The organism is Sporosarcina luteola (genome assembly GCF_023715585.1).
GTDB lineage: Bacteria > Bacillota > Bacilli > Bacillales_A > Planococcaceae > Sporosarcina > Sporosarcina luteola_D.
Map to the genome: position 1 here is coordinate 736243 of NZ_JAMBOK010000001.1, position 26323 is coordinate 762565.

Here is a 26323-nt window from a genome sequence, read left to right on the forward strand (position 1 = left end):
TTTTTAGTTGTTAGCTTGGACCTTCATTTCTTTAAACTCTTTTTCGGAGCAAAGTACGAAATGGCCAGGTGTCACTTCACGGAATTCGACTTTTTCATCGGGTCCGTAATTATGTTGCTTAGGATTGTACGGTTTCCTTACCCGTGATCTTTCATAAATCGGGTCTGGAAGCGGGATTGCGGAAAGTAATGATTTTGTGTATGGATGTAACGGATTTTTGTAAAGTACATCCGCTGGAGCCATCTCAACAAGCTTCCCGAAATACATGACGCCTATACGATCAGAAATATATTTCACCATTGATAGGTCATGAGCAATGAATAAATACGTCAAACCCTTTTCCTTCTGCAAGTCTTTCAGCAAGTTGACCACTTGAGCTTGAATGGAAACATCAAGCGCTGAAATCGGTTCATCTGCAATGATGAACTCCGGATTGACGGCTAGCGCACGCGCGATACCGATCCGCTGACGCTGACCTCCCGAAAATTCGTGAGGATAGCGATCGGCATGCTCTTTATTCAAACCTACTGTTTCCAGCAACTCTACAACCTTCTGCTTCCGTTCTTTCGGATTTTTAGCCAATCCGTGAACATCCAGTCCTTCCGCGATAATGTCGAGGACTTTCATTCGAGGGTTCAATGATGCATATGGATCCTGGAAGATCATTTGCATCTTCCGGTTCAAAGCCTTCACTTCGGATTTGGATTTTTTCGCATGGACACTAACCCCGTCGTAGAGGACTTCTCCATCCGTCGCGTCATAGAGACGAATGATTGTCCTGCCCGTTGTCGATTTACCGCAGCCCGATTCCCCGACCAGGCCGAATGTCTCTCCACGATAAATATCAAAGCTGATATTGTCGATTGCCCGAACTTCGGATGGCTTACCGGCATTAAAATATTGTTTTAAGTTTTTCACTTCAAGCAATTTCTCTGCCATCATGCATCACCTCCAGTCGCTTGCTCATAGTATCTGCTTCCCCGGAACGTCTTCATCCGCTCGATAATCGTCTTCGGAGGATCAACTTGCGGCGCATTCGGATGCAGCAGCCAAGTCGCGGCATAATGCGTGTCGCTAACTTTGAACATTGGCGGTGCTTGCTCCATATCGATTTGCAAAGCATATTCACTTCTAAGTGCGAATGCATCTCCTACAGGAGGATTCAACAGATCAGGCGGTGTGCCTGGAATCGCATAGAGCTTTTCCTCAGCCAAATCCATAGACGGCATCGAGCTGAGAAGCCCCCACGTATATGGATGCTGTGGATTATAGAAGATTTCATCTACTGTTCCGACTTCCACGATCCGCCCGCCATACATGACGGCCACCCGATCTGCTACGTTTGCAACAACACCGAGATCATGTGTAATGAAAATGATCGAGGTATCGACTTTTTTCTGGATATCCTTCATAAGCTCAAGGATCTGTGCCTGTATCGTAACATCCAAAGCAGTCGTAGGCTCATCCGCAATCAATATTTTAGGATTGCAAGCGAGTGCGATCGCAATGACGATCCGCTGTCTTTGTCCGCCGGAAAATTGGTGGGGATACATCTTAATCCGAGTTTCCGGATTTGGTATACCTACCATGCGCAATAAGTCGACACAGACTTCCTTCGCTTTTGCCTTACTTACTTTTTGGTGTTTAAGAATCGGCTCCATTACTTGCTTGCCGATTGGCATCGTTGGATTCAATGAGGTCATTGGATCCTGAAAAATCATCGAGATCTCTTTTCCTCTGATTTTCTGCATTTGACTGTCGGAAAGTTTCGTCAGATCATTTCCGTTAAAAAGAATTTCACCATTTTTAAATTCAGAACTCGACTCCGGCAACAAACGCATAATGGATTTTGTCGTTACCGATTTCCCGGACCCCGACTCACCAACAATTGCCAACGTCTCTCCTTTGTTCAAATCAAAGCTGACTCCTCGGATTGCTTTCACTTCACCGGCAAACGTGTGGAAGGAAAGCTCCAAGTCTTTTACTTGCAATATTTTTTCCATCTTGGCTTTCCTCCAATCAATCTTTCATTTTCGGGTCAAGCGCATCGCGCAATCCGTCACCGATCAAGTTGAATGCAATCATCAGTACACTGATGACGACAGCAGGGAACAATAGGAAATACGGCTGGTGCTCCATAACTTTGAAGCCATCATTGATCAATGTACCTAAAGATGCGGCTGGCGGTTGCAGCCCAAGCCCGATAAAGCTTAAGAATGCTTCAAAGAAAATAGCAGTCGGAATCGTGAACATCGTATTAATGATGATAATCCCCATTATATTCGGCAATAGATGTTTACCGATGATCCGCTTGTCGCCCGCTCCCAACGTACGGGACGCTAGCACGAATTCCTGTCCTTTATATTTCAAGATTTGCGCACGCACGATACGTGACATACCAATCCATCCCGTGATGGAAATCGCAATGATAATGGCGGTCAGTCCCGCTTCCATTATCATAAGCATCAAAATAACAATAATAAGGGTCGGGATTCCAATCAATATTTCGACAATCCGTTGCATGATATCATCGACACGGCCGCCGAAATAACCTGAGATTCCTCCATAAAGTACACCGATGACGACGTCAATCGCAGCAGCAACGAAAGCGATCAATAACGAAATCCGTGTTCCTTCCCACAAACGGGTGAACAAGTCACGTCCAAGTCCATCTGTTCCGAACCAATAATATTCATCTACTTTTTTCATCTCATACAGATTTACCTTCTCGCCACCTAATTGACCCACACCGTCAAATATCCCCATTTTCTCTAGTCCAGGAATCTTCGGCGGCAAGTTAGCGTGTCGCAAAATCTGTTGCTCGCCATCATGTCCATTTAGATATGGTCCTATCAAAGCCATAATGATAAGTAATAGTAGGACGAACATGCTGACGATGGCCGCTTTGTTTTTTCGCAGCCTCAGCCAAGCATCTTGCCAAAAGCTTAAGCTTGGTTTAGTAATCCGTTCGGCCCTACTGCTATCAATCGTAATTCGCTCGAATTTTTCAGGCGGCAATTGTTGAAGTTCTTCTTTTCGCATTACCCTTTACCTCCAGACAACCGGATTCGCGGATCAATGATTCCGTAAAGAAGGTCTACAATGAAGATAATAATAATCAACAATGCAGAGAAGAATAGTGTCGTACCCATGATTGTTGCAAAGTCATTCGTCATGATAGAAGATACGAACTGCTCCCCGATTCCTGGAATTGCAAAGATCTGTTCAACAACAAGGGAACCCGTAACTATTCCGGCTGCTACCGGTCCTAATACTGTAACGAGAGGAATGAGCGCATTTCGTAATGCATGTTTGAATGCAATTTCAAAACCGTTCGCACCTTTCGCTTTTGCTAATGTAATATAATCGGATCCCAATACTTCAATCATTTCAGTACGGATGAAACGAGCAGACAGCGCAAGCGGCCCCATTGCTAATGCAATCGAAGGCAGGATGCTCGACTTCCATCCATCATTCCAAAGACCGACCGGCAACAAATGCCACTGAGTAGCGACCCAATATTGCAACAATGCGGCGAATACGAATGATGGTATGGATACTCCTAAAATTGCAAGGAATGTACTTCCATAATCCCATATCGTATTCTGCTTCAGGGCGGCTAGCATCCCTAATAGAATCCCTATGATCGTTCCAAACACCATTGCTTGTGCTCCTAAAATGAATGAAGGTTTCACCCTCGAAGCCAGTAAGTCATTAACACTTTTCCCTTTGAATACAAAAGATGTCCCTAAATCGCCTTTGGCCAAGTTTTTCATGTAAATAGCGTATTGCACCGGTTTCGGCTTATCGATGCCATATTTCTTTTCTACGATCGCCCGTTGAGTTTGGTTCAGCTTGTTATAAGAAGCAATCGGTGATCCTGGTAGCGTTTGCATTAAGAAAAAAGTTGCAGTTGCAATCAGGAACATCGTAAGGAACATGTAAATTAGCCGTTTTCCAATATACTTAACCACGTTGCACCTCCATAGTACGTGAGTTTGATTTATGTCAAATTGAATAATCAATTACTTTTCAAAATGAAAACACTTACAAACTTTCACTTAATTTTCCGTTAGTAAAAAGAGAGTATATGGATTTTCCGCCATATACTCTCCTTTCTATTCAAAACTACAATACTAACTTACTCTTTACCAGAAATATATGCCCACTTGTAGCTGTAATCAGCTCCGAATGGATGAACTCCAAGTCCTTTGAAGTACGGCTTTTGAAGTTGGATCAAACCACGTTGGTAGATCGGTGCGATAGCAGCTTCATCTTCAAGAAGAATTTTTTCAGCTTTCGCGAACGCTTCGTAACGTGCTACAGGATCTAATGCAAGCTCATCTTTAGTAGCTTCAATCAACTCATCGTATTCTTTGTTCGAGAAGGACATCAAGTTGTTTGTGCCATCTGTGACGAACAAATCCATGAATGAGATTGGGTCTTGGAAGTCAGGTCCCCATCCAGATACTTGGATATCATAGTCTTGGTTTCCGTCTAGTTCCAAACGAACTGCGAAAGGAACCTCTTTCAACTTGATTGTCAATCCTTCTAGGTTGCCTTCAAGTTGTGCTTTGAAATACTCGTTCATCTTCTTGGAAAGATCAGTGTCTCCGCCTAGGATTTCAAGTTCCAATTCAGTTAAACCTAGTTCTTCCAAGCCTTTTGCCCAGTATTCTTTAGCTTCTTCTGCATTGTATACAAGGTGATCTCCGCTGATGTCACGGAAGTCCGTTCCGCTTTCATCATATGCGAAGTCTCTTGGCACTAAGAAGTTTGCAGCAGTTGATCCATTTGCAAGAACAACGTCAGCCAAATCTTCTTTTTCAAAAGCTTTTGCAAGTGCTTTACGGATATTTACGTTTGCTAGTGGTGTTTTTTCACCATTTCGCTCTTGGTTGAATTTGAAGTAGAACACAGCTGTGTCCGATTCGTTGCGTGCTTCTTCATGTGTACCATATTGAAGAGCCAAGTCTCCTGATACGCCTGCACGGTCTTTCTTGCCATCGTTGTAAAGTTTAACTGCTGTAGCAGAATCTTTAACAACGTCTACATTGATTGTTTCAAGTTTAACATTTTCTGCATCCCAATAATGTTCGTTCTTTTTATAAACCCAGCTATCTCCAGTGCCATCCCACTCAGTAAGAATGAATGGACCATTATATAGAAGGTTATCTGAGTTTGTTGCATATGCATCGCCTTTAGATGTAACGAATTCCTCTTTTTGAGGGTAGAATGTTCCGAATGACATTAGTGATAAGAAGTAAGGCACTGGGCGTTCCAAAGTTACGACCAATGTTTTGTCATCTTCGGCAACTACGCCAAGTTCCGACTTCTCCATTTTCTCTTCACTGATTGCTGTTGCGTTTTTGATAACTCCAGACATCATAAACGGACCATAAGGTGATCCAGTCGCAGGATCGATTGCACGTTGCCATGCAAATACGAAATCATGCGCAGTTACAGGTGTTCCGTCAGACCATTTTGCATCACGAAGTTTGAAAGTGTACGTAAGACCATCCTCGCTTACTTCCGCTTCCTCTGCAGCCATTGCCGGTTCTGCAATGTTTTCAAGGTTCAAGCGGTACAACCCTTCATTTACGTTGTTCAATACATTGAATCCTACTGCGTCCTCCACGATTGCGGAGTCAACAGATGGAATTGCTGCAGATTCTATCAAGTTCACAACTTGTTCTGCATCCGGCTCGCCGGCTTCTTCTGTTGGTTGCTCTGTTGCTTTGTCATCTTCTTTATCAGGTGTAGCAGCTTTGTCATCATCCTTGTCCTTGTTTCCACAAGCAGCAAGAACTAAGCTGAGCACTAGTGATAAAGCGACTAGCAAAAGCCATTTGTTAGTTTTCAAATCATTGACCTCCCCTTTTGTAATTGTCTGAAGAATTATCACTTTTTATTATACATTCAAAATATCTTAAGTCAAAGTCTTTTTTTATGTTTTTTTCTGAAACAACATAATTATAAAAGAGTCATAAATCAAATTATTCTACTTCTCTATACTTCGAGCCTTGTTGTAAATGGCTTTTACTTAAATTGCATTCTTTCGTCAAATGATATAATATACAGGAATAATAAATAATATAAACAATAAAAAAGAGGTTGGAATATGAAGAAAATTGTTACGAACATTATTGTAAACCAATTATCAATTTTGGTACTTATGCTACTATTTTATAAAGAACTGACTATTATTGATTATATTAACGTATCCTTCTATCTTGGTTCCTTGTATCTATTCATCGGAATATTAGTTTCAGTCTTGCAATCCGGCTTTTTCGACTTCTTTTCTACGAGTATGAAAAAGGTGCTCTCCCCTAAACATGTACAGAAAGAACTCGTAGCCATGCGCCCTCCTTCTCAAGTAATATCGAAGAAACCGTCTTTCTTCTTCCGTTCCGGATTACCTATCATCCTTTGTATGCTTGCTGCATTATTCTTCTATTCGCTCTGATCCAGCTAAGGTGTTTATTTAATTGGAAAGAGTGGTACCGAATAGGTAAACGCGAAAGCAATTGAATGGAGTTGATAGTTGAATGGATTTCCTTCTTTATGGTAGTGCCATTATAGCGGCTATATCTTTATTGCTTATTGCAATCTTCTTTATCATTGCTCTACGGAATGTAAAAAAGACGATGAGTGAAGTATCCGAAACGATTGCAAGGGTAGAAAGTAAGCTAAGTGGCATTACGACAAAATCCGATCAATTGATGGAAAGGACCAACAAAATTGCTGCCGATGTAGATGGCAAGGTGCAACGGTTGGAAAGTGTTGTGCAAACAGCCGATCATATCGGAAAATCGACCGAAAACCTTAATCGTTCGTTCCAGTCGATTTCACAGCAAATCGCTGCACCAGAACCCAAACATGTTGAATTAATGGAAAGATTGACAACGATGACGGAAGCGGCTTCAAGGATGTACTTCAAATTTAAATCCGAAAAACAAAAGAATGATCGTAACGTTCATCAAGAGATGAAGCAGCTCCCGTAACAATATATTATAGAGGGGCCTGACGAAGATGATAGACGGAGGTGATTCACTTGGACTGGCTCGGTATCGGCGTCTTACTCATCGGCATTGCCTTCTTGACGCTCACATTTTTCATGATCAAACCTATACGCAAAATGTCCGATGCAATGGACGGGTTGAAACAGACGACAGACCGCTTACCTAAAATGGTTGATGACCTATCTACGCAAGCAGCAGAGGTGTTGCAAGCAAGTAATGCGACAATCACTACTGTCACTGCACAAGTGAAAGAGGTCAGCCCCTTTTTCCGTATTATTGGAGATACGGGCACAGCGACACGGAAGTTGACACTTCGCGGCATTGACAGAATGACTGAGTTAAAGGATAAAACAAACAAAGCCTCAGATTTTACTACGCGTGAAAAATATGAAGGTATCTATGGCATACTTTCATTCATCTTCTTTCTATCTAAGAGGAATACCCGAAGGAACGGTTGACCACTGACATAGAATAAATACAAAAAAGCGGTGAAGGATGTATGCCTCCACCGCTCAGACTGTAGACAAACACCATGAATATGGGTGTTTGCCTACAGTCTTTTTCTTTTAAAATAGAGATAAAGAAAAAATTTTGATTTACGCTGCGATCGGACGCTTTCCGCGGGCACGGCTTCAGCCAATCGAACAACGTAGGGTTCGATTTGCCGTAGTTCTGCGTTCTGCAGAAATTAAGGTAGCCTCCACGTCCTGCTCCCTTAGGGTCGCAAAAGCAGGGTTCTTCGTCACGGCTTTCGCAGGAGTCGCCGCTCTCCGCTACAATCAACGGTGTTTTTATTAAGTGAATGAAGTGAAGGATATGATGACAAGGAATCAAATTAATGAACGCGATCAGTTGGAATTGCTAACAATAGAAAAGTTGGTTCCTTAGGACCATTTGGCGCGCAAACTGGATGCGGCAATTAATTTCTCCTTTATCTACCCGTTATTCGAAGATCTTTACTCAACCATTGGGAGCCCCAGCATAGATCCTGTAATACTGCTCAAGATGACATTCATTCAGTATATCTTGGACATCCGTTCCATGCGCTAGATAATCAAGGAAATTGAAACCTACAAAAAATACATGCAGGCGATGCTGACTTTTGCTTCCTTAAACCTTAAGAAGCTGGTTAGTTGGACGTGGAGAGCGCCAGCTATGGAGGCTGAATTGATACCTTGTCTAAAAGGATTTCTCATTGATTGGAGTGCAGGACGGCGACTCCTGGGGGATTAGCGAACGCCGTTACGAAGAACGGCGTTTGCGAGTAAAAGCGTAGCGTTACGAGCAGTGTTTTTTGCGACCCTGAGGGAGCAGTAATGGTAGAACGGATGCCTTAATTTCCGCAAAAAGCGCAGAAATACGGCAAAGCGAACCCTTCGTTGTTCGCTTGGCTGAGGGCAAGCCCCCCGGAATGCGTCCGCCCGGAACGGAAATCAACGTTATTTCAGTCTACTGGCAGTTAAAATGTACATGCTTAAGCAAAAGGGTTGGAAATCTATGATTCCCAACCCTTTCATCTACATTCTGAACGGTGGAGAATGTATGCCTCCTCCGCTTTTACTTGTCACTGCCTACATACTTCCCTTCCCTTGCAGCCTCTTTCGCTTCCTCTTTCATCCTGTCGATATCGAATACTCGCTGTTCACCAGCTATATACAATGAAGAAGGCCGCAATAAAGATCCTTTTCTACGTTTCTTGCCATTCTGGACTGCATAATATACAAGTGCAGATGTTCCGTATAATCCACCGAGCCGTTTATTACGCGTCTCCTCATCGATTGATTGCCCTTTCTTTCTGATAGATCCAGCAAAGTCATTTGCAGACGATGCAAGTTTTCTCGTCGACTCCCCTACATCCCCTACGATTTGAAAGAGCGGCGTCAACGTTCCAAGCTTTTCATTCACGTCCGCTAATGTATCATTGGAATTCTGTATCATCTTTCCAGTTTCATGTAAGACACCGTCAAGCTGGTTTGGCAATTGATTGACAGTTTGACTCACACCTTCCAAAATCGAAGCCGTATTGGAAAGAACTTTCGCGAGATAAATGGATAGAATAAGAAATGCAATTCCAATTAGCAGAACGCCAATACCGGTTAAACTCATTATGCTCTCCCCTTCCTTGTTTCAGTTGATTGCCGTCCGCGCTTCCATGATGCCCATAACATTTTTGCGAATTCGGCACCTTGGATAGTACGGATAAATGGTTTTACGCTCTTCAAGTCTCCGTTATTTGCATACGCTTCAGTCATATCATTCAATTCCTCACCAAAGAGGTTTGCCGCATCACCAAATTTTTCTGCGGTCATGAATACACTGTTAAGCGCATTCAACTTTCCTTCCATATCGGATATCGTTACATTCGTTTCGTCTAATGTCCCCTCGAATGCTTGAATTGCGCCGTCCAATTTGGACTCCAACTCTCCTGCCGCAGTTGCGATTGCCCCGATCCCTGTTGATGTACGCAGAAGTAATTTGGACAGTGCGATCGCAAAAATGGCAAAGGAAACAGCCATTATGAATACGCCGATTTGAACTAACACCATATCATGCCTCCCTGACCATCTATTCCTCTTTTAGTTCGATGGTAAGCCTTTTTTATTACAATAAGTAGAACCCTATACCGATGATCAAATAAGCTGCAAGCAATGTCAGGCCTTCAAACCAGTTGGACTCGCCATCGTTCGAGAGGTTGATGACAAGAAATGTCGCAGTGATCATCGCGACAAGCTCAGGTATAGTAAAGACGAGCGGCATTGATTCGGGCATCATCAGTGAGACGAGAACAAGTATTGGAGCTACAAACATTGCGACTTGCAAAGTTGAGCCGACAGCAATTTCCACTGCTACGTCCATCTTGTTCTTCATCGCCATCGTAATTGCCGAAAAATGCTCCGCCGCATTCCCGACAATCGCCACGATAATAACGCCAATAAACAATTCAGACCAACCGAACTTCTCCCCGAGTGTCTCGAATGTATGTACGAGTTGTTCAGAAACGTACGCCACAGCAATAGTTGATAATAGCAGGATGACGATGGATTTTTTCTTTGACCATTCGGGGGTCTCCTCTTCGTGTTTTTTTGTATCAGCCGATGAAAAAACACCTCTGTGAGTGACCAGCTTGAAAAACAGACCCGCCAGATATAAAGTGATCAATATGATGGAAATGCCTATACTTAATGTGATTGTATTCGTCTGATCCATCGTTTGTGTAAATATTTCGGGGATGACAAATGCTACAATGACCGCGAAGATCAATAATCCCGAATTGTACCTAGCGTCATGGATGCCGAACTTCTGCGTTTTGAATTTAATGCCTCCCGCAAAAAATGAAACGCCCAGTACGAGCAATAGATTCCCTAGAACCGATCCGGTCAAAGAAGCTAACACAATTCCGATCAATCCTGCTTTCAATGTGAAAATGGAAATTATCAATTCTACGGCATTGCCAAATGTCGCGTTCAACAAGCCGCCGACTCTTGGCCCGCTAACTATCGCAAGACTTTCTGTAGCTCTCCCAATAAACCCTGCAAGCGCAATGATACTAATGCAACTGATAATGAATATTGGAATATCAGGCCAATCCATCACCGACCCAATGATAATTAGCGGAACGCCGATGAACACAAGCAACGTAAATATTCGATTCACCGGAATCACTCTCCTTCAATGGAATTCCTCCATATCTTTCCCTGTAAGTGACTGAAGCAAACAGTTATCCTAATGAAGGAAAACGATGAATGGAATATATTATCATTGATATTTTTCATCATAACGTGTACTATATATACATAAGCTGCATTGTTCGTATTCACATTAAGTTTTAACCTTTAAGCTGTAAAAGGGAGTTTTATATCGAGGCAGGAATGGTATGCCTGATTCAAAATTAATCAGGACGGACAGGATCGTCTCTGCGGACACCCACTTTGAGGAGTGGTGGTTTAAAACTTTCATGATTAACGATACGGCAGAGGCGGCTTTTACTTTATCCTACAATAACCATCATCCTTTTAGGATGATGGTTTTCTCATTCAATAAAAGGAAACGGATATTTTCTCGTTCGAGGGACATCATACATCATGTAGGTGAATTCATTTCACTTAACAAAAAAAATCTTAAGGAGATGTCTTACACATGCCAGAAAATCGCCAAAACCGAGACAATAACAAGAACAACCGCAACGACAGAAACAACAACAACAACAACAACAACAACAGAAACACAGAATTCGCGGATGATTTCTTAAACAACAACCGCAATGACAGAAACGACAGAAACGACAGAAACAACAACGACAACAACGACAGAAATAACCGCAACAACCGTAACGACAACCGCTAATAAACGAAAATGCCCCGTATCGCTCATTTTTCGCGATACGGGGCTTTTCTTCATTAAAGCATTTTCAGCAATGCCTCTTTTCCTGTCATTCCGGATCGAATACCAAGCGCCTCTGCTTCTAATGTAACCGATTCAAGCGGCGCCTTCAGTAATTGCTCAATTGTTTTTACCCCCACAGCCCTGCCGGCGATTATTTTTCGGTCTGCCAACACATTGTTCAGCAGTCCTACATCCAATGCACCGCACATGATATATCCTTTTTCATTCGACACGGTCAATAAGGTTGTTTTTGGCAAACGGACAGTCACTGCCGTAAACGGATGCCCTTCGATTAGTATTGGTGTCAATGTTACCAAGCTGATCACCCCTTTCCCCTCTATACATATGGATTGCCTTATAAAATTGTGCCATTATATACCCGTAACGAATCACTGCTATACTTGTAGTGTTGGAATAACAGGTGAGTAGAGGAAGTGATGCCATATGATAGATGAAGAGAATGTTGACCATACTGAGAATAGCGTTCAAAACGATGAGGATTTGAGCGAGGAAGAAATGCATCTACTTGTATTGCAGGCACAACAGGAAGCATTACAGCAACACCCGGAAAACACATTTCAAAAGAAAGTAATCCCGAAATGGTTCATCTGGATTCTATCACTCATGCTATTCCTAAGTACATTTGCAGGGCTATTTCAAGTCTTTTCAATTCCGGCTATTGACTTCTTGATAACTTCTGCGTCGTTATCTAAGAGAGAAGATATTGCGGATTATAAAAAAGCTGTTGTGGTGGTCGTAACGGAAGAAGGAAAAGGAACAGGTTTCTCGATTTCGAGCGACGGTGACATCCTCACCAACTATCATGTCGTGGAAGAAAACCGATCGTTGTCCGTAGTTTTCCCAGAAAACGGCAGGTATGAAGCAAAAGTAAAACAAACCTATCCTGCTATTGATATGGCAGTGCTTGAAATCCAAGGGAGCAATCTTCCCTTCCTAGCAATAGATCATTCAAACAAGATGGTCAAAAACGATCCCCTAATTTTTATCGGCAATCCACTAAGCTTTAAAGGAATTGCAAATGAAGGCACCATTTTGTCACCCATAAAACTTAGCGATTGGTCTGATGAAGTGATGATGATCAAAGCACCTGTCTATCGAGGAAATAGCGGGAGCCCTGTGTTAAATGAAAAAGGAAAAGTCATCGGAATCATTTTTGCGACAATGGATCATCAGGAACATGGCAAAGTAGGTCTGTTTATTCCGGTATCATTGTTACATGAAGATCTCACTGAAGAAGCAGAAATCCGGGAATGATTCAATCATTTCCGGGTAATCTCAGCTTTTAAGAATTACACGAAAAATACGGTCATTCATCTCTCCTAAATTAGCTCAAATACCGGTAAGCATTATTCGGGGATTTGGTGGAACGCTAAGGATACGGAGGTGATAAGATGACTCAGAAGATATTATGTGAAGTGAATAACTGCACGTATTGGGGAGAAGGAAATAATTGTCACGCCGAGGTTATATACGTCGTCAGTCAACACGGTAATCAGGCAGACGATAGTGAAGACACGGATTGCAAGACGTTTAAACCTGAGGAGTAATTAACCGGGAAGAATGCATGATCAAATATGATCTGCATTCTTCCTAAAGAAGTTTAAACAAACAAGTGTTTATTTGCTATCAATAAACTTTAAACTTATAATTGTACAGTGTTTAATTTTACATATTGATGGAGGTTTATGGATTGAAGAAATTACTATCTGCGTTACTTGCTTTGACAATAGTCATGTCACCAATCGGCAGCTTTGTACTGAACGATCATGCTACTACGGTTGAAGCGAAAAGATATAAATCAGGAAAGAAAAGTTTTAACCCGAATCAGAACAACTTCTCAAAACCGAAAGTGGATAAGAAAAAGGAAGACAATACATCCTTTGCCAAATCTCCTAAAACCCAATCTTCAAAAGGCGGGTTCTTCTCCGGAGGTCTCATGCGCGGATTATTTGTCGGAGGGATTGCAGGTCTCCTATTTGGCAGTCTTTTCGCTAATATGGGCATATTAGGTTCGGTATTAGGTTTTCTGATCAATCTGTTGGCAATCATCTTCATCATTAGTTTGATTCGGAGGATCTTCTCTCTTCTTAAAGCAAGAAAAGAGAAAGCTAATCCATGGCAGAATTAATGATGTCAGAACAGGATATTGTGAATGCAATATGCATTGATTATTCACAAAAACATAATATTCTTCCGGAAGAAATCGAAGTCGAGCTTGTCTACGACGATGATGAAGGCTTTTCCGCAGAACTGGAATATCACGGTCAAAAACAAGTACTCGGTTCATTCGACATCATCCAGGCAATCCGTTATTGGATAGAAAAAGTCTTAAACGGAGACCCTTATGCAGCGGGTGTCAAATTGTTATTGGACAGAGAAGAAGGTATTATTGCTACAATTCAATGATAGGATCTGTCTTTCGGCCAGGAGGGTGATTACCCGCCTGGCTTTTTTCCAGAATCAATCTTTTACACTTACGAGCTGTCTTTCTAACACTTCATATTTCACTTCCGAATCATTTTTTAGTAAGAGTTCTGCTTGCAAATATTCCCCTGTACGTTTATCGACTGTCCATCTCCATATTTCATTCTGTCTGAAAGTCTTACCGTCTTTCTGGTAAAATTGGTGTGCCCTTTCTTCTATGTGGTAACTTACTCCAATTTCCTCATTGGAATATATTGCACCTTTCAAGTGACGATCAGTCAACCAAACACGGATTTGAAAAGCAAATTCGGTAGTGTTTTTAAAGCGGAAATCTACATAATTGTAAAATACGCTGGCCCCGCTCCCAAATGGAAGAACCCTTCCTTCATCAGGAAACGGATCAAAACTATGATGATGCCTTTCCACTACGGTCATTGGCGTGTGCAGCACCATCCAATAGAGAAGGTTTGCTAACTGACAAATGCCGCCACCCACACCTGTCTTCACTTCTCCTCTGGAAAGCTGCATCCCTTCAATATACCCTTTTTTCCTTGTAGCCCTACCGACCAATTCCCAGAATGAAAAAACTTCGCCTGGCTGAATGATGATTCCGTCGATTTTGCTTGATGCTAGAGTGAGATTTACGATTTTGTTCTCCTGTAGGACCGGATCACTATCCCCGAGCCTCCTACGCAAAAGCGATTGATGTTTTTTACAGGTATGGTTGAAATTCGTTTCAGATTTCCTCTTGGCAAACTGTTTCCTATCCTTGAGATTTTTTATAAAACGGAAAAACCTCTTTTGTTCTATTCTAATGTAATAAAAAAACGGATGAATTTCAGTGAGTCTCACTTTTTTCTCCCCTAGTATTTTTTCATGAACACTTCTCTACTTTATTCATCATATGCTTGTCACTTTCCTTCTCTGAATAAAAAATCGACATATACCTATCATAGAAATTTCACATAAACGTAAGGACTATAAGCAGCCAAGCAAGGGTAAAGAAGTCTGCAAGAAAAAATTGGAATGTCTATTTTCACTTGAAATGAAAACCTTTTATCACTTGAGACGTCTATATGATGTGGAAATATCCCTTGCCCGACTGTTCATTAGGTGATATGATACGCGTGCTAAACAATCTCTTTATAGTTTTTTATAATTAGGCGGTGATCCATTTGAGCAGAATTGCTACGAGGAAGAAGAAAAAAAAGAAAAAGTTCGGTATTGTGATCAGTATTGTTGTCATCTTGCTAGGACTTGGCATTTACTACTGGTTTGATCAATATAATATAGGATTATCACTATCTGAAAACGGTACATTGAAAGAGCAGAATGAGGACTTCGGCATTTTTGATGGACCGGAACCGCAATTCGGTGAAATCAATATTATGTTGCTCGGCTCGGATGCACGGAGTGACGAAGATGGTCGATCTGATACGCTGATGATAGCGAATTACAATCAAAAAACCGAAAAGGTAAAATTGATTTCGATCATGCGTGATACGTATGTCGAGATACCCGGGTATGGCATGCAGAAAATGAACTCTGCTTACACTCTGGGCGGACCGGAGCTCGTTAGACAAACAATTAAGGAAAACTTCGGCTTGGATGTCCATTATTATGCGATGGTTGATTTTAAAGGTTTCCCAAAAATTGCAGATATCATAGCACCTGACGGCATCGAAGTCGACATTCCTTATACAATGTCACATGGAATTTACATGACGTTGCATCCGGGAGTACAAAGGCTGCACGGGGACCAGCTATTGGGCTATGTCCGGTTCCGGCACGATAGTCAAAATGACTTCGGCCGTGTAGCACGACAACAGGAAGTGCTCTCAAAATTGAAGGAAGAAGCTGTAGGTGTACACAGCCTCATGAATTTACCGAAATTACTAGGGGCAGCGGATGCCTATATTGATACGAATCTTGATAAGATGACAATGTTATCAATAGGTAAAGGTATATTAGACAATAAATCTGAAAAAATTGATACACTTCGTATTCCGGTGGACAATTCCTACCGCGACCTTGACGTCAGAGCTGGCCGAGTCTTGGATATTGATTTCGAGAAAAACATTGAGGAATTAACCAAATTCCTGGAAGGCTCAAAAGAAATAGTCGATAAAAAAGAAAACGGCATAAAATAAAAACAAGGTATCCCGATATTCAGGGATACCTTGTTTTATGTTGTTCGTCTAATCGGCAACTCGTCTTCTCTCCTGAAGAACCCGAAAATACCAACTGTTTGGACAATATTTGTAAAAGCCTGCGGATCTACTTCGTTAATAATTTTCTCGAGGTCATATAATTCATATCTTGTAATTACCAAGTAAAGCATACTTTTATCTTCATTTGAATAGGCGCCTTTTGCCGGAACAATTGTAATTCCGCGCACCATCTTCTGATGGATTGCCCGCTGAAGCTCTTCAGCATTATGGGTGATGATCATTGCCGTCACTTTCTCATGACGGGTATGGATCATATCGATGACCGAAGTTGTAACATACAGCGCAACCATCGTATATAACGCATTCTCTGGCTCATACAATATCCCTGCAAGGACAATAATTATTCCATTTAACAATAAAAAATAAGTTCCGATCGGTTTGTCTTGCAGACGCGACAACACCATAGCAACAATATCCATTCCACCCGTAGAAGCCCCGAGCTTCAATGAAATGCCTACCCCGACGCCCGCAATTACTCCCCCGAAAACTGCATTCAGGATGATGTCATTTGATAATGAAAGAACTGGCAGGATTTCGAGGAATATAGTAGTAAAAACAACTGAGACGATGCTGTAAATCGTAAATCCTCTGCCTACCTTGAACCATCCTAAAATAATTACTGGTATGTTGAATAGAAATAATAGGATACCGGTGCTGATTGAAATATCGATTTGATCAACCAGGATGCTTGAAACTAGCTGTGCTGCCCCTGCGAATCCACTCGCATAGACGTTTGCGTTGATCAGGAAAAAATTCAATGAAACCGCCATCAGCAAAGAGCCGAATATGACAACTAGAATTCGTTTAAATTCAATAAAAAACATAAGTACCTCCTCATAACAGATCAGAATAGCTATTTGATTATACTTCATTTACGAAAAAAATTCCTTGAATAACCATTAAAAAAAACACCAGCGCCACTGGTGTCTAGGATCTGACCAACTGTTTTTTGAATTCACTATAGAAAAATAAGGTTATTCCAAATAAAATAAGTAGAGAAGAAAGTCCGACCAATGCACCTTCCAAGTCAAATCCCTTAAAGAGAGTTATTGCTGAAATACTTGCAACTGCACCTGCACAGATTGCCATTATGATAATGCGAAGCATGAACTTCATCCTCTCCTATTTGTTTGAGAATCTTTCTCAAATATATTTTACTTCAATTGAGAAGATTTATCAATTCAAAATAAAATACCATTATATGTATGCTCCACTTACCTTTCATATGACTTTTCCGATTTGCAGCAAAAGAGTCTTGTGTTTCGTGTGGCGAAGTATATAATTCAGATTAACAGGTTACGTAAATGAACAGAAACGTGGAGAGTTTATGCGCACATATAATGAGAAAATCAGCATTTATCATGGAATGGCTTCAACCATCGCTTTAAATTTTTCAAACAACTTTTTTCCGATTTTTGCTATAACCATGCTTAGCGCGACTAATTACCAGGTTGGCTTAATCAGTTCGTTGCCCCCACTAATGGCATTGATTATGACTATACCTGCAGCAATTCTATTAAATCGGGCCCAACAACAGAAAAAGTTAATCGCTATATCCGTCCTGATTGCACGGCTTATGTTTCTGCTAATCATTGGCATCGTATATTTGCCTTCTCCCTCGATGCATTCTTGGATTTTTTTAACTATTATTGCATTCATGAGTTTGCCAAATACAGTTGCCAATATAGGTTGGCAAACGTTCATCAGCGGACTTGTCGAAGAATCAAAGCGAGGAGCATTTTTCAGTGATCGGAATAGATTGTTGACGATTGTCGGTTTGATTTCCACGCTTCTAATCGGGCTCCTTATGAGAGATGCATCTTCGAGCGTGACAGCCTACCAACTATTATTCGGGGCAGCATTTTGTTTCGGAATGCTTGAGGTCTTCTTATTGATGAAACATGAAGAAGAACCTACAAAGATGGATAGCTTGACAGCGAAAAAGAAAACGATGGATTGGTCTATTTTCAAGTATAAAAAGTACGTGGCATTCCTTGTTGCAGCACTCTTCTTTAACTTTGCCTGGCAGATGGCTTGGGGGATTTTCAACATCTATCATGTTCGATATGTAGGAGTGACAATCTTCTGGGTAAGTATGTTCGCTGTCGGCAACATGTTGGCTCAGTTTCTCTCCTTTCCTCTATGGAAGAAGTGGGCAGAAAAAAGATCGAACACATTAGTTTTTGTATGGGCTGCGATTGGGATGGCGACAACTCCGTTTCTGACGGTACTTTCGACAAATTTATACTATATCGCACTGGTGCAGACTTCATCGGGATTTTTCCTGGCGGGCATTATTTTATTATTGTTCAATCTGTTATTGGAACAATCTCCAGAACATGTGAGGACCTATTGCATAACGACTTATAATGTTCTATTATCGGTGGTCGCGTTTATAGCTCCGCAAATCGGCATTTGGCTGCTGGAGATTTGGGGTGTGGAAGTGGCTATGTATATAAATTCCTCGTTGCGTCTTTTGAGCGCTGTGTTGTTTTACATTGTATATGTTAAATTCACGAGAAAACCAGAAGTATTATACTAAAAGGGGTTATGTAAATGGCAGAACATCATTTTCATCTAAAAGCGGATTGGCCGGGATTACGCAATGATGTCGGCAGAATCGAAATGTTGAACCTGAAAACGGAAGTATCGATCCCAACCGAAATGGAGGGACCGGGCGTCGGGACGAATCCCGATGAAATGTTGCTTGGTGCAGCGGCAACATGCTATATCATTACGCTCGCCGCGATGTTGGAAAGAAGCGGTGTGGAAAAGGTAAGTTTGACGATGGAGTCTATCGGAGTGGTGGACTATACTAATGGAATCGTTACGTACAAAAAGATCATACATAAGCCGGAAATTATATTAGCTGAAGGCATGGCTGAGAAGCGGAATATTGTCGAGAGATTGACGTTGAAAGCGGAAACTTCTTGTATGATCAGCAGGGCGCTGCAAGGAAATGTTGAAGTGACAGTGGAACCAAGCATTAAATAGCAGAATTGAAAAAGTCTCTTGGTCGTAACAGCCAAGAGACTTTTTCATCACCTTAAATGCCTGACTAGGAAACCGCCATTGAACGTCGTTGGTTCGTAGGAGATGATAAACGCTTTCGGCATAATTTCCAAAATGGTGCTCCGAAGCTTCTGTTCATCTTTCCGTTTCGCAAGAACTTTCATGACAAGACGCTTGCCATCCTTCCCATCTGCGAACCAAGATGTCACGCCATAGTTTTTTTCCCGTAAAAGTCTGCAAATATCCATGTCAGTGTCATTGACAACTACCTCGAAAACAGTATATCCGAGCGCCAATTTTTTCTCGATCCTGCTGCCGACATATACACCGAGACCCCAGCCGAAACAGTACGCCGCGATATTGATCGGATTGTCGAGGTTGTCAAGCACTAATTTCAACCCCATTAAATAGATGAACACTTCCGCCATGGACACGACTGAAGCAATAACCCGAAGTCCTTTGAACGTAAAAAGAACACGCAATGTGAATAACGAGACATACGCCAGGTTAATGGCGATGATGGTGAGTATAATAGATAGCATCCGTTTCCCCTACTCCGTTACATGTTAAAACCGCATACTCTCGAAATCACGAGGATACTCTGTGATCAGGCAGCTGCCGTTTTCCGTTAAGATGACTGTATCGGAATGTCTGAACCCACCTACGCTTGGCACATAAATTCCCGGCTCGATCGTGTAGACCATTCCCTCTTGTAATACCAACTCATTATCAAATCGCAAATAAGGTTCCTCGTGTTCCGATAAACCAAGGCCATGACCGACCCGATGCTGTACATAGTCCGCATATCCGGCTCTCCTGAACACTTCATATGTTGCAATATCCACTTCCTTCGCCAATAATCCAGGCCGAATCAAATCCAACCCGACTTGCTGTGCTTCAATTGCCAACTTCAATAAATCCTTCTGTAATTCAGTCACATTTCCTAAGAGGAATGTACGTTCATTTTCTGCCCGATAGTTGTTGAACCAAACTTGCCTGCTATGGACAATGACATCTCCATCCTCAAATCTCCGGGTGCTGGAGTACAAATGGGGCATTTCACTGCGCAAAGCACCAGAACATGTCCAATCGGCATATCCAATCAATTCATCATGGTATTTCTTTGAAGCGGTTTCCAGTAACAATCGATCTCCGTATGCATCAAATTCTAGCTCGCTCAAACCGATTTTCACATGTTTCAATGACTCACCAATTGCCTGATCGGATAAATGGCCTGCAATCTTCAACATCTCGATTTCTTGAGTATCTTTGATGGATCGCATTTCCATTATTTTCGCACCGATGTCGATAAGCACATACCCTTTTTCCTGCAGATAGAGTAAAACAGATGAAGGCAGAGAGCCTATTTCCACACCGATCTTCATCCCGGCATCGGACGAATTAAGGATCCGGCTCAAGTAATCCATATACGTCAATGTCCGATGACGCTGGCCGTAATGCTCATAATATACATATGTCCGATCTACTACCGCCTTTTCCGCTGCATGAGATTCTTCTAATGCTGGTATAATCAGTTGTGTCTTTTCACCATCAATCAACGTAACTATCGGCCTAGAATAGGAAATCGCTCTAAAACCAGTTACATAAAACTGGTTATCCGGCTCCCAAACGATTGCCAGTCCCACTCCCTGCTCATCCATAAAGTGTCTTAGTAGTTCAATCCTTTTTTTAACAGACATTTTCTGCCCCTCTCAATCCCGCATCTTACAATGGATGATGCACAAAAAACATAAGGAGGAAAGAAACCGAATTGGTCACTTTCCAAACCTATGGGCGCCTTACACAAACTCCCTCGGAATCTTTGTTTCCCATATCCTATCGAAAACTTCTTCTTCCCCTTCATATGCAATCAAACGGTTCAGCAAATAGAAGTAATGTTCATCGGCGGTCATGATGCTAGTTGTTTCAAGACTGGTCTGCCATTCATCCCTACCGACTGACAACGTCCAGTCACATTGCACCTTCGCGGTTAGCGGCTCCCCTTCTTTCACTGTATAAATATTCCGGTTCGTACTTCCATATTCAATTCCATTACTATGCAGTTTCCTTGCCCCTTCATCAGAAAAATCATCGAGTGTCCAAACATTTGACACGACGTCATGTGAAATGACGCGAGTCCTTTCAGCTTCACGCAATATTTCTCTTTCCAGAACTGCCGCAGTTTCCGGTTGTTGGAAAGGTGCTAGTTCCAGATCAATTGCCTTCGGTTCCCGGACAGGCAGTGATAGAAATGTCTTTTTTGAAGGATAGACAGTCAATGTCGCTTCCTCGGGAGACGGCCAAGCATGCGGCCAGTAAGTAGGCGATATCGCCAATTGCCATCGATGCCCTATTTCCAGCTTATGGCCGATCGCATTCATGTCTACTGTGATGCTATATTTCTTCCCGGGTACTAGGTGCTCCGGAAACTCGTGGCTATTCCGATGAGTAAGGTTCAACAATCCCCATGTTACACGAGTGGATGAACCATCAGGTGCGACATCATTTAACCGCACCGATAATAAAGCATTCGGTTTGTCCGATGATAGTTCGACAGTAAATGAGGGGTGTCCTAAAATATGCACCGGCTTTTGAACCGGTTCCGACTCGAAGACGACGGCATAGCCATTATCATTCCTTTGGTCGCCCGGCAAGTCGCCTGGTTGACCGAACGGACAGAATACACCAGCATGCAGACCGTGCTGCTGGACACTTTCCACCTCAATTTCCGCATTATCCGCCACCTGTTTCTTCAATTGCGATCCACATAGATAATAACGATCATTTTCAATATTTGCTGGAGGCCATTGTTCTTCAGCCACCCACTTGCCCGGCCGAACAAAATAATCTGTTTGAGGCGGCACACTGTCCTGAATCCACGCCCTCAGCATCGGTTCTTCCATGATGCCGGTATCAATTCCTTTCAACCAGTGGTCCCACCAGCGCAAGCACTCTTGAAGGAAACCGATTTGCGGTCCAGGGACAGCCATTTCGGGATATTCATGCGCCCAAGGACCAATCAATCCTTTTCGCGGGCCTTTCAAGCCTTCCAATAACCGCGGGATGGCATTCGTATAGCCATCCGCCCATCCACCTACCGCATATACAGGAATATCAATGTTGTCATAGTTTTCACAAACAGAACCATGTTTCCAATAATTGTCACGACGTTGGTGCCTTACCCATTCTTCAACGAATGGAGGTGTCTTCTCCAACCGTTCCAACCAATTGTCACGCCATCCCTCTCCGACCACTTCTGGATCTGCGGGCCGCGCATTATACGCAAACATTGTGGAAGCCCACCAAAGCATGTCGGAAGCTAGCATTGCTCCCCCTTTGTAGTGAACGTCATCTGCATACCGGTCATCTGTCGAACAAAGCGTGATGATGGCTTTTAAAGATGAATGGCGTCTTGCTGCAACCTGTAGGCCGTTGAATCCTCCCCATGATTTACCGATCATGCCGATGCCCCCAGTAAACCATGGCTGTTCCGAAATCCAGGTTAACACTTCCAGTGCATCATCCTGTTCCTGCTTCAAATATTCGTCATATAAGATTCCATCAGAATTACCCGACCCTCGTAAATCGACCCGAATGCTCGCATAGCCGTGGCCCGCAAAATATGGATGACGCAGCGAATCCCTTAGAGCGGTGAAGTCATCTTTTCGATAAGGTATATATTCCAGGATCGCTGGAACCGGATTTTGGACCGCATCTTCCGGCAGCCAAATCCGTGCGGAAAGGCGAGTACCGTCCGACATCGGAATCCAAATATTGTTCATTTCCTTGATTTTTCTCGGAAAGTCAGTCCGAACAATCCGATTTGATTCTCGAACGTTGAAAACCATTATAAAAACCTCCTATGTGATAACCTGTTTATGCTTTTGGAAAGTCCTGCTTCAACCATCTCAAAAGAGAGACTACGAGCAGAAGATAAAAGATGTAAATCGGCACCGACACGACAACTGCGGACGTTTGGATGACCCGCAACCCGCCGATCAGCAACAGCGAAATTGATATCGTTGCCAAAATAGCTCCCCATACCATGCGATGCCATCTTGCGGGCTCTTGCCCATCCCCTAATTCCTTCGTTGCGATAGCTGATAGGATGTATGTTGCCGAGTCCATCGATGTTGAAAGGAAAATAACCGCCAATATTACGAAGAACGGCAAGACGATTGCGCTTAGTGGCAATGATTTCAAGATGGAAACGATTGAAGCAGGACCTCCGCTTTCAGCCAAGATGTCTTTGACAGGAAGGATATCCTGTAATTGCAAGTTCATCGTATAGCCTCCGAATACCATGAAGTAGATCCAGCCACCGATAGACCCCCATAGCAGCATATGGGTGATTAATTGACGGATTGTTCTCCCTTTCGAAATCCTGGCGACAAATAAACCCATAAACGGAGCTGTCGCTGCGAACCAAGCCCAGTAAAATACTGTCCAGCCTTGCGGAAATCCGCCTTTGCCGATGGGATCAGTATAGAAGCTCATCATGGCGAAATTCTGAATCATCATGCCAAAGCTATTTGTAAAGTATGTCAAAATGAATAATGTCGGTCCGGTGATGAAAACGAAAACCGCAAGCGCCAGCGCTAAGTAGACATTTATATCGCTCAATCTCCGTATTCCTTTATGGAGCCCCAAGTAAGCGCTCGCTGAGTAAACGATTGTAATACAAATGACGATGATAGCATCGAGTGTCAGGGTTTGTTTAACTCCTAAAATACTCCCTACAACTGCAGAGACCATTGGGACCCCCAAACCGAGCGATGTCCCTAATCCCCCCACTAAACTCCAAATAACTAGAATATCAATAAGTTTGCCAACCCAGCCATCTGAATACTTGCCAAGTGCACCGCTAAGCGCCACACTCATTTTCAAAGATGGACGCTTTCTTATGAAATAGGAATAGGCGATCACAACCGTCGGGAAAGCATACAGTGACCATGCAGAGATGCCCCAATGGAATAAGCCATACGTCAATGCCCATTCGGCAGCGCCCTTACTTTCTGCTTCAATTCCGAAAGGAGGGCCTGTGAAATAGAAGATCGGTTCAAGCATCGACCAGTACATGATGCTTGTCCCCATGCCGGCAGTGAACAGCATCGTTCCCCAACTGAATGTTGAAAACTCGGGTTTGCCATCTCCCAATCTAATTTTTCCGTACCTGCTGAATGCCAGCCAAATTAAAAGGATGAACAAACCGATTGTCAAAAACTGAAAAGCCCAATCCATTTTATACGTGATCGCAGTCATCATATCATCCAAATAGGGCTCCGCCGTTGAACGATTGACAACTAGTAAAATGGTTGCTGCTACGATGACTGCTATAGACGCCCAAAAGATAAATGGATCAATTCGTACTTTATTCATTTTCCCCACCCCTATAATTTTCTGCAATGTAACAACGCATCTCTTTGCTTTGACAGCGCTTCCAACTAAGATTCTAAAAAAGAACTTAGGACTCCGTTCTAAGAACTTCACAAATTGGATTGCACCGCCAATAAAAATCAGATAAGATTTACTAATCATGATTATTTATTAATATCGATTATTCTACCACAGTAAAATTAATAGAACAATCGTAAATTACAAATTAATATTTCAATGATATTGTATACTTAAAATATATGAGTGAGTGGGAATATGAATTGAAGGAAAGGAGTGTAGGAATATGAACAATAAAAAAATTCAAATGAGCCGGATGTGGAAATATTTTATTGAAGCAACAGTTGCTATTATTAAAGAGGATGGTATCAACCAAGTAACGATCCGGAAAGTTGCTGACCGTGCAGGATACAATAGTGCGACAATATACAATTATTTTGGGGAAGTTTCACATCTGATATTCTTCGCATCAATGAAGCTACTTAAAGATTACACTGAGGAAGTCACTGTTACTATGGAGAATGGACAAACGTATTTGGAGAAGTACATGCTCGCATGGGAATGCTTTTGCAGACACTCATTCCAGCAGCCTGCCATTTTCCATGCAGTCTTCATTATGGATTTAGGCGATCATCCGGAAAAAATGATTGAACGTTATTATGAGATGTACCCTTCTGAATTGATCAATATCCCGGAAGAGCTGAAACCGATTTTGTTTGAACGCAGCATGACGAAACGTGGCAAGTCGCTTTTGCAATCGGCTGCAAAGGAAGGGCTTATCGATGAAAGCAGGGTGGATTCGCTTAATGAAATGACTAATCTTTTATGGCAAGGAATGCTGACGAATATATTGAATAATCGGCTCGATTATAGTTTGGAAGAAGCGGAAGTAAATACGTTGAAATATATTGGTCAAATGGTGGAGACTGCTATGACGAATGAGATTAAAAGCTAAAAAACCGATGGATTACCCCATCGGTTTTTTAGGTTATGTTTATGCATTCTGCCACTTCTGAATGAAAAAAGAAGCTGTACTTTGCAACTTCGGATAGCGTTTGGATTTTTTCAATGCGAAATACAATGTTCTCATGAATTGCAGAATGTTAGTACGCGCGTGATAAATCGATGGGGAATATCCTTTTTCAGGAATTTTCCTATCCAGTTTATCAAAAACTTGCTCCATCCACTCTATTAGAACTTCTTCAGGATAATCACTTTTGGCCAATGAGATAATAATGGCAACTAACCGTTCATCCTCATCATCGACATAGACGCCGCCTTTCCAAAAGCAAGAAGTCACGCCTTCCAGAATGATGGGGATCAGTCTTTTTTCCACTAAAGGATGACTTGCAATCATTGCTGCAAGATCCGCCCCATGAGCAATACTATGCGCCCACCCTTTACCTACCACAAATCCGCGTATATCTTGTTCCCGTAATAGATAGGTTGCGCTTTTCTCCATCGTTTGGCTTCGTAGTTCGGAATCCATGAAGGGGTGTTCTTGATCCAACCATAATAATGCGGTGAGCCAAAGTGTTGAGAATGAGCGGACAAACACATCATCCGAGCCCTTTTCTCCAATTGATGCAAATACATATCGATCGGTGATTAATTCCTTAAGGGCATGGATCAATTGGTTTGTTTCCAATTGTTGCTCTGAAATCAATTTGACGAATAGTCTATAAATAAGTTCATCGCGCAGCACGCTATCCGGAGACCCCAGGTTTGCTAGCATGTATGAAAAAAGTTCATTTCCATGCAGCACCATATAGTTTTGACACTGCAATTCATCCATTTCCAACACAAGTTTCATCTGTTGTTTCATTAGTAACCTCT

At 42.3% G+C, this 26323-nt stretch carries 28 protein-coding genes and 1 pseudogene; 12 read left to right on the top strand and 17 right to left on the bottom strand.

Annotation, left to right across the window (positions count from 1 at the left end; translation table 11 throughout):
• Positions 1 to 3: 3 nt before the first annotated feature.
• The 5 genes from M3193_RS03785 to M3193_RS03805 all read right to left on the bottom strand — a co-directional run bounded on the left by M3193_RS03785 (position 4) and on the right by M3193_RS03805 (position 5863).
• A complete protein-coding gene (locus M3193_RS03785) occupies positions 4 to 939 on the bottom strand; it encodes an ABC transporter ATP-binding protein (RefSeq protein WP_251624442.1) in 936 nt (311 codons plus the stop codon).
• Positions 939 to 2003: an ABC transporter ATP-binding protein gene (locus M3193_RS03790; protein WP_251624443.1), complete on the bottom strand. Its 1065-nt coding sequence runs from the start codon at positions 2001 to 2003 to the stop codon at positions 939 to 941. Before M3193_RS03790 ends, M3193_RS03785 begins: the two co-directional genes overlap by 1 nt.
• Before the next feature lie 16 nt (positions 2004 to 2019).
• Positions 2020 to 3042: an oligopeptide ABC transporter permease gene (gene opp3C / locus M3193_RS03795; RefSeq protein ID WP_251624444.1), complete on the bottom strand. Its 1023-nt coding sequence runs from the start codon at positions 3040 to 3042 to the stop codon at positions 2020 to 2022.
• Positions 3042 to 3974 (bottom strand): oligopeptide ABC transporter permease, encoded by a 933-nt coding sequence (gene opp3b, locus M3193_RS03800; protein WP_353056363.1) that lies wholly within the window; start codon positions 3972 to 3974, stop codon positions 3042 to 3044. The genes opp3C and opp3b overlap by 1 nt, the downstream gene beginning before the upstream one ends.
• A gap of 167 nt (positions 3975 to 4141) precedes the next feature.
• Positions 4142 to 5863, bottom strand: coding sequence for a peptide ABC transporter substrate-binding protein (locus M3193_RS03805; protein ID WP_251624445.1), 1722 nt, complete (start codon positions 5861 to 5863; stop codon positions 4142 to 4144).
• Positions 5864 to 6121: 258 nt separating this feature from the next.
• On the opposite strand from M3193_RS03805, the gene M3193_RS03810 reads away from it, so the two are divergent.
• From M3193_RS03810 to M3193_RS03825, 4 genes and pseudogenes are all read left to right on the top strand, one after another.
• Positions 6122 to 6466: a DUF3899 domain-containing protein gene (locus M3193_RS03810; RefSeq protein ID WP_251624446.1), complete on the top strand. Its 345-nt coding sequence runs from the start codon at positions 6122 to 6124 to the stop codon at positions 6464 to 6466.
• 82 nt (positions 6467 to 6548) lie between these two features.
• Positions 6549 to 7004, top strand: a complete 456-nt coding sequence (locus tag M3193_RS03815; protein ID WP_251624447.1) for a DUF948 domain-containing protein — start codon at positions 6549 to 6551, stop codon at positions 7002 to 7004.
• A 50-nt stretch (positions 7005 to 7054) separates the two neighbouring features.
• Complete coding sequence (locus tag M3193_RS03820; protein WP_251624448.1) at positions 7055 to 7480, top strand: DUF948 domain-containing protein; 426 nt, start codon at positions 7055 to 7057, stop codon at positions 7478 to 7480.
• Positions 7481 to 7838: 358 nt separating this feature from the next.
• Positions 7839 to 8069: pseudogene (locus tag M3193_RS03825) on the top strand (IS5/IS1182 family transposase); the annotation flags it as partial.
• Between the two features lie 510 nt (positions 8070 to 8579).
• Here M3193_RS03825 and M3193_RS03830 read toward each other — a convergent pair.
• The 5 genes from M3193_RS03830 to M3193_RS03855 form a co-directional block, all read right to left on the bottom strand.
• Entirely contained in the window at positions 8580 to 9128 is a 549-nt protein-coding gene (locus tag M3193_RS03830) for a DUF948 domain-containing protein (RefSeq protein WP_251624449.1), read from the bottom strand.
• Positions 9128 to 9568: a DUF948 domain-containing protein gene (locus M3193_RS03835; protein WP_251624450.1), complete on the bottom strand. Its 441-nt coding sequence runs from the start codon at positions 9566 to 9568 to the stop codon at positions 9128 to 9130. The genes M3193_RS03830 and M3193_RS03835 overlap by 1 nt, the downstream gene beginning before the upstream one ends.
• A 55-nt stretch (positions 9569 to 9623) precedes the next feature.
• A complete protein-coding gene (gene cax / locus M3193_RS03840) occupies positions 9624 to 10676 on the bottom strand; it encodes a calcium/proton exchanger (RefSeq protein ID WP_251624451.1) in 1053 nt (350 codons plus the stop codon).
• Positions 10677 to 11267: 591 nt separating this feature from the next.
• Positions 11268 to 11420 (bottom strand): hypothetical protein, encoded by a 153-nt coding sequence (locus tag M3193_RS03850; protein WP_251624452.1) that lies wholly within the window; start codon positions 11418 to 11420, stop codon positions 11268 to 11270.
• The gene (locus M3193_RS03855; protein WP_251624453.1) at positions 11420 to 11722 is read right to left on the bottom strand and encodes a YunC family protein; all 303 of its coding nucleotides are present in this window, start codon (positions 11720 to 11722) and stop codon (positions 11420 to 11422) included. The genes M3193_RS03850 and M3193_RS03855 overlap by 1 nt, the downstream gene beginning before the upstream one ends.
• Before the next feature lie 127 nt (positions 11723 to 11849).
• Here M3193_RS03855 and M3193_RS03860 point away from each other — a divergent pair, with 127 nt between their 5' ends.
• The 4 genes from M3193_RS03860 (at position 11850) to M3193_RS03875 (ending at position 13832) form a co-directional block, all read left to right on the top strand.
• A complete protein-coding gene (locus M3193_RS03860; RefSeq protein ID WP_251624454.1) occupies positions 11850 to 12680 on the top strand; it encodes a S1C family serine protease in 831 nt (276 codons plus the stop codon).
• Between the two features lie 137 nt (positions 12681 to 12817).
• On the top strand, positions 12818 to 12973 hold the full coding sequence (locus M3193_RS03865) for a DUF1540 domain-containing protein (protein ID WP_251624455.1): 156 nt from the start codon (positions 12818 to 12820) through the stop codon (positions 12971 to 12973).
• A 143-nt stretch (positions 12974 to 13116) separates the two neighbouring features.
• Positions 13117 to 13554, top strand: a complete 438-nt coding sequence (locus M3193_RS03870; protein ID WP_251624456.1) for a hypothetical protein — start codon at positions 13117 to 13119, stop codon at positions 13552 to 13554.
• Positions 13542 to 13832 (top strand): DUF2653 family protein, encoded by a 291-nt coding sequence (locus M3193_RS03875; RefSeq protein WP_251624457.1) that lies wholly within the window; start codon positions 13542 to 13544, stop codon positions 13830 to 13832. The genes M3193_RS03870 and M3193_RS03875 overlap by 13 nt, the downstream gene beginning before the upstream one ends.
• Positions 13833 to 13886: 54 nt before the next feature.
• Here M3193_RS03875 and M3193_RS03880 read toward each other — a convergent pair whose 3' ends face one another.
• Entirely contained in the window at positions 13887 to 14702 is an 816-nt protein-coding gene (locus tag M3193_RS03880; RefSeq protein ID WP_251624458.1) for a VanW family protein, read from the bottom strand.
• 314 nt (positions 14703 to 15016) lie between these two features.
• Between M3193_RS03880 and M3193_RS03885 the strand changes: the two genes are divergently transcribed.
• The gene (locus tag M3193_RS03885) at positions 15017 to 16000 is read left to right on the top strand and encodes an LCP family protein (RefSeq protein ID WP_435372012.1); all 984 of its coding nucleotides are present in this window, start codon (positions 15017 to 15019) and stop codon (positions 15998 to 16000) included.
• 35 nt (positions 16001 to 16035) lie between these two features.
• On the opposite strand, the gene M3193_RS03890 is transcribed toward M3193_RS03885, so the two are convergent.
• On the bottom strand, positions 16036 to 16905 hold the full coding sequence (locus M3193_RS03890) for a YitT family protein (protein ID WP_251624459.1): 870 nt from the start codon (positions 16903 to 16905) through the stop codon (positions 16036 to 16038).
• Positions 16906 to 17447: 542 nt separating this feature from the next.
• Here M3193_RS03890 and M3193_RS03895 point away from each other — a divergent pair.
• Both M3193_RS03895 and M3193_RS03900 read left to right on the top strand, forming a co-directional pair.
• Positions 17448 to 18623: an MFS transporter gene (locus M3193_RS03895; RefSeq protein WP_251627207.1), complete on the top strand. Its 1176-nt coding sequence runs from the start codon at positions 17448 to 17450 to the stop codon at positions 18621 to 18623.
• A 14-nt stretch (positions 18624 to 18637) separates the two neighbouring features.
• Positions 18638 to 19075, top strand: a complete 438-nt coding sequence (locus tag M3193_RS03900) for an OsmC family protein (RefSeq protein ID WP_251624460.1) — start codon at positions 18638 to 18640, stop codon at positions 19073 to 19075.
• A 47-nt stretch (positions 19076 to 19122) separates the two neighbouring features.
• Here M3193_RS03900 and M3193_RS03905 read toward each other — a convergent pair whose 3' ends face one another.
• The 4 genes from M3193_RS03905 to M3193_RS03920 all read right to left on the bottom strand — a co-directional run bounded on the left by M3193_RS03905 (position 19123) and on the right by M3193_RS03920 (position 24472).
• The gene (locus M3193_RS03905; protein ID WP_251624461.1) at positions 19123 to 19635 is read right to left on the bottom strand and encodes a DUF2179 domain-containing protein; all 513 of its coding nucleotides are present in this window, start codon (positions 19633 to 19635) and stop codon (positions 19123 to 19125) included.
• A 24-nt stretch (positions 19636 to 19659) separates the two neighbouring features.
• The gene (locus tag M3193_RS03910) at positions 19660 to 20793 is read right to left on the bottom strand and encodes a M24 family metallopeptidase (RefSeq protein ID WP_251624462.1); all 1134 of its coding nucleotides are present in this window, start codon (positions 20791 to 20793) and stop codon (positions 19660 to 19662) included.
• A 99-nt stretch (positions 20794 to 20892) separates the two neighbouring features.
• Positions 20893 to 22941 (bottom strand): CocE/NonD family hydrolase, encoded by a 2049-nt coding sequence (locus M3193_RS03915; RefSeq protein WP_251624463.1) that lies wholly within the window; start codon positions 22939 to 22941, stop codon positions 20893 to 20895.
• A 28-nt stretch (positions 22942 to 22969) separates the two neighbouring features.
• Positions 22970 to 24472 (bottom strand): BCCT family transporter, encoded by a 1503-nt coding sequence (locus tag M3193_RS03920; protein ID WP_251624464.1) that lies wholly within the window; start codon positions 24470 to 24472, stop codon positions 22970 to 22972.
• Positions 24473 to 24773: 301 nt separating this feature from the next.
• On the opposite strand from M3193_RS03920, the gene M3193_RS03925 reads away from it, so the two are divergent.
• A complete protein-coding gene (locus tag M3193_RS03925) occupies positions 24774 to 25442 on the top strand; it encodes a TetR/AcrR family transcriptional regulator (RefSeq protein WP_251624465.1) in 669 nt (222 codons plus the stop codon).
• Positions 25443 to 25481: 39 nt separating this feature from the next.
• On the opposite strand, the gene M3193_RS03930 is transcribed toward M3193_RS03925, so the two are convergent.
• Complete coding sequence (locus M3193_RS03930) at positions 25482 to 26312, bottom strand: DUF2785 domain-containing protein (RefSeq protein ID WP_251624466.1); 831 nt, start codon at positions 26310 to 26312, stop codon at positions 25482 to 25484.
• Positions 26313 to 26323 lie beyond the last annotated feature (11 nt).

Bases quoted from the DNA above. Each gene is read 5' to 3' on its own strand.
- M3193_RS03925 (WP_251624465.1), top strand. From the start codon at position 24,774: ATGAACAATAAAAAAATTCAAATGAGCCGGATGTGGAAATATTTTATT.
- M3193_RS03895 (WP_251627207.1), top strand. From the start codon at position 17,448: ATGGCTTCAACCATCGCTTTAAATTTTTCAAACAACTTTTTTCCGATT.
- M3193_RS03900 (WP_251624460.1), top strand. From the start codon at position 18,638: ATGGCAGAACATCATTTTCATCTAAAAGCGGATTGGCCGGGATTACGC.
- opp3C (WP_251624444.1), bottom strand. From the start codon at position 3,042: ATGCGAAAAGAAGAACTTCAACAATTGCCGCCTGAAAAATTCGAGCGA.
- M3193_RS03835 (WP_251624450.1), bottom strand. From the start codon at position 9,568: ATGGTGTTAGTTCAAATCGGCGTATTCATAATGGCTGTTTCCTTTGCC.
- M3193_RS03920 (WP_251624464.1), bottom strand. From the start codon at position 24,472: ATGAATAAAGTACGAATTGATCCATTTATCTTTTGGGCGTCTATAGCA.
- M3193_RS03785 (WP_251624442.1), bottom strand. From the start codon at position 939: ATGGCAGAGAAATTGCTTGAAGTGAAAAACTTAAAACAATATTTTAAT.
- M3193_RS03875 (WP_251624457.1), top strand. From the start codon at position 13,542: ATGGCAGAATTAATGATGTCAGAACAGGATATTGTGAATGCAATATGC.
- M3193_RS03915 (WP_251624463.1), bottom strand. From the start codon at position 22,941: ATGGTTTTCAACGTTCGAGAATCAAATCGGATTGTTCGGACTGACTTT.
- M3193_RS03830 (WP_251624449.1), bottom strand. From the start codon at position 9,128: ATGAGTTTAACCGGTATTGGCGTTCTGCTAATTGGAATTGCATTTCTT.
- M3193_RS03810 (WP_251624446.1), top strand. From the start codon at position 6,122: ATGAAGAAAATTGTTACGAACATTATTGTAAACCAATTATCAATTTTG.
- M3193_RS03865 (WP_251624455.1), top strand. From the start codon at position 12,818: ATGACTCAGAAGATATTATGTGAAGTGAATAACTGCACGTATTGGGGA.
- M3193_RS03890 (WP_251624459.1), bottom strand. From the start codon at position 16,905: ATGTTTTTTATTGAATTTAAACGAATTCTAGTTGTCATATTCGGCTCT.
- M3193_RS03815 (WP_251624447.1), top strand. From the start codon at position 6,549: ATGGATTTCCTTCTTTATGGTAGTGCCATTATAGCGGCTATATCTTTA.
- M3193_RS03790 (WP_251624443.1), bottom strand. From the start codon at position 2,003: ATGGAAAAAATATTGCAAGTAAAAGACTTGGAGCTTTCCTTCCACACG.
- M3193_RS03850 (WP_251624452.1), bottom strand. From the start codon at position 11,420: ATGAAGAAAAGCCCCGTATCGCGAAAAATGAGCGATACGGGGCATTTT.
- M3193_RS03910 (WP_251624462.1), bottom strand. From the start codon at position 20,793: ATGTCTGTTAAAAAAAGGATTGAACTACTAAGACACTTTATGGATGAG.
- M3193_RS03905 (WP_251624461.1), bottom strand. From the start codon at position 19,635: ATGCTATCTATTATACTCACCATCATCGCCATTAACCTGGCGTATGTC.
- M3193_RS03930 (WP_251624466.1), bottom strand. From the start codon at position 26,312: ATGAAACAACAGATGAAACTTGTGTTGGAAATGGATGAATTGCAGTGT.
- M3193_RS03860 (WP_251624454.1), top strand. From the start codon at position 11,850: ATGATAGATGAAGAGAATGTTGACCATACTGAGAATAGCGTTCAAAAC.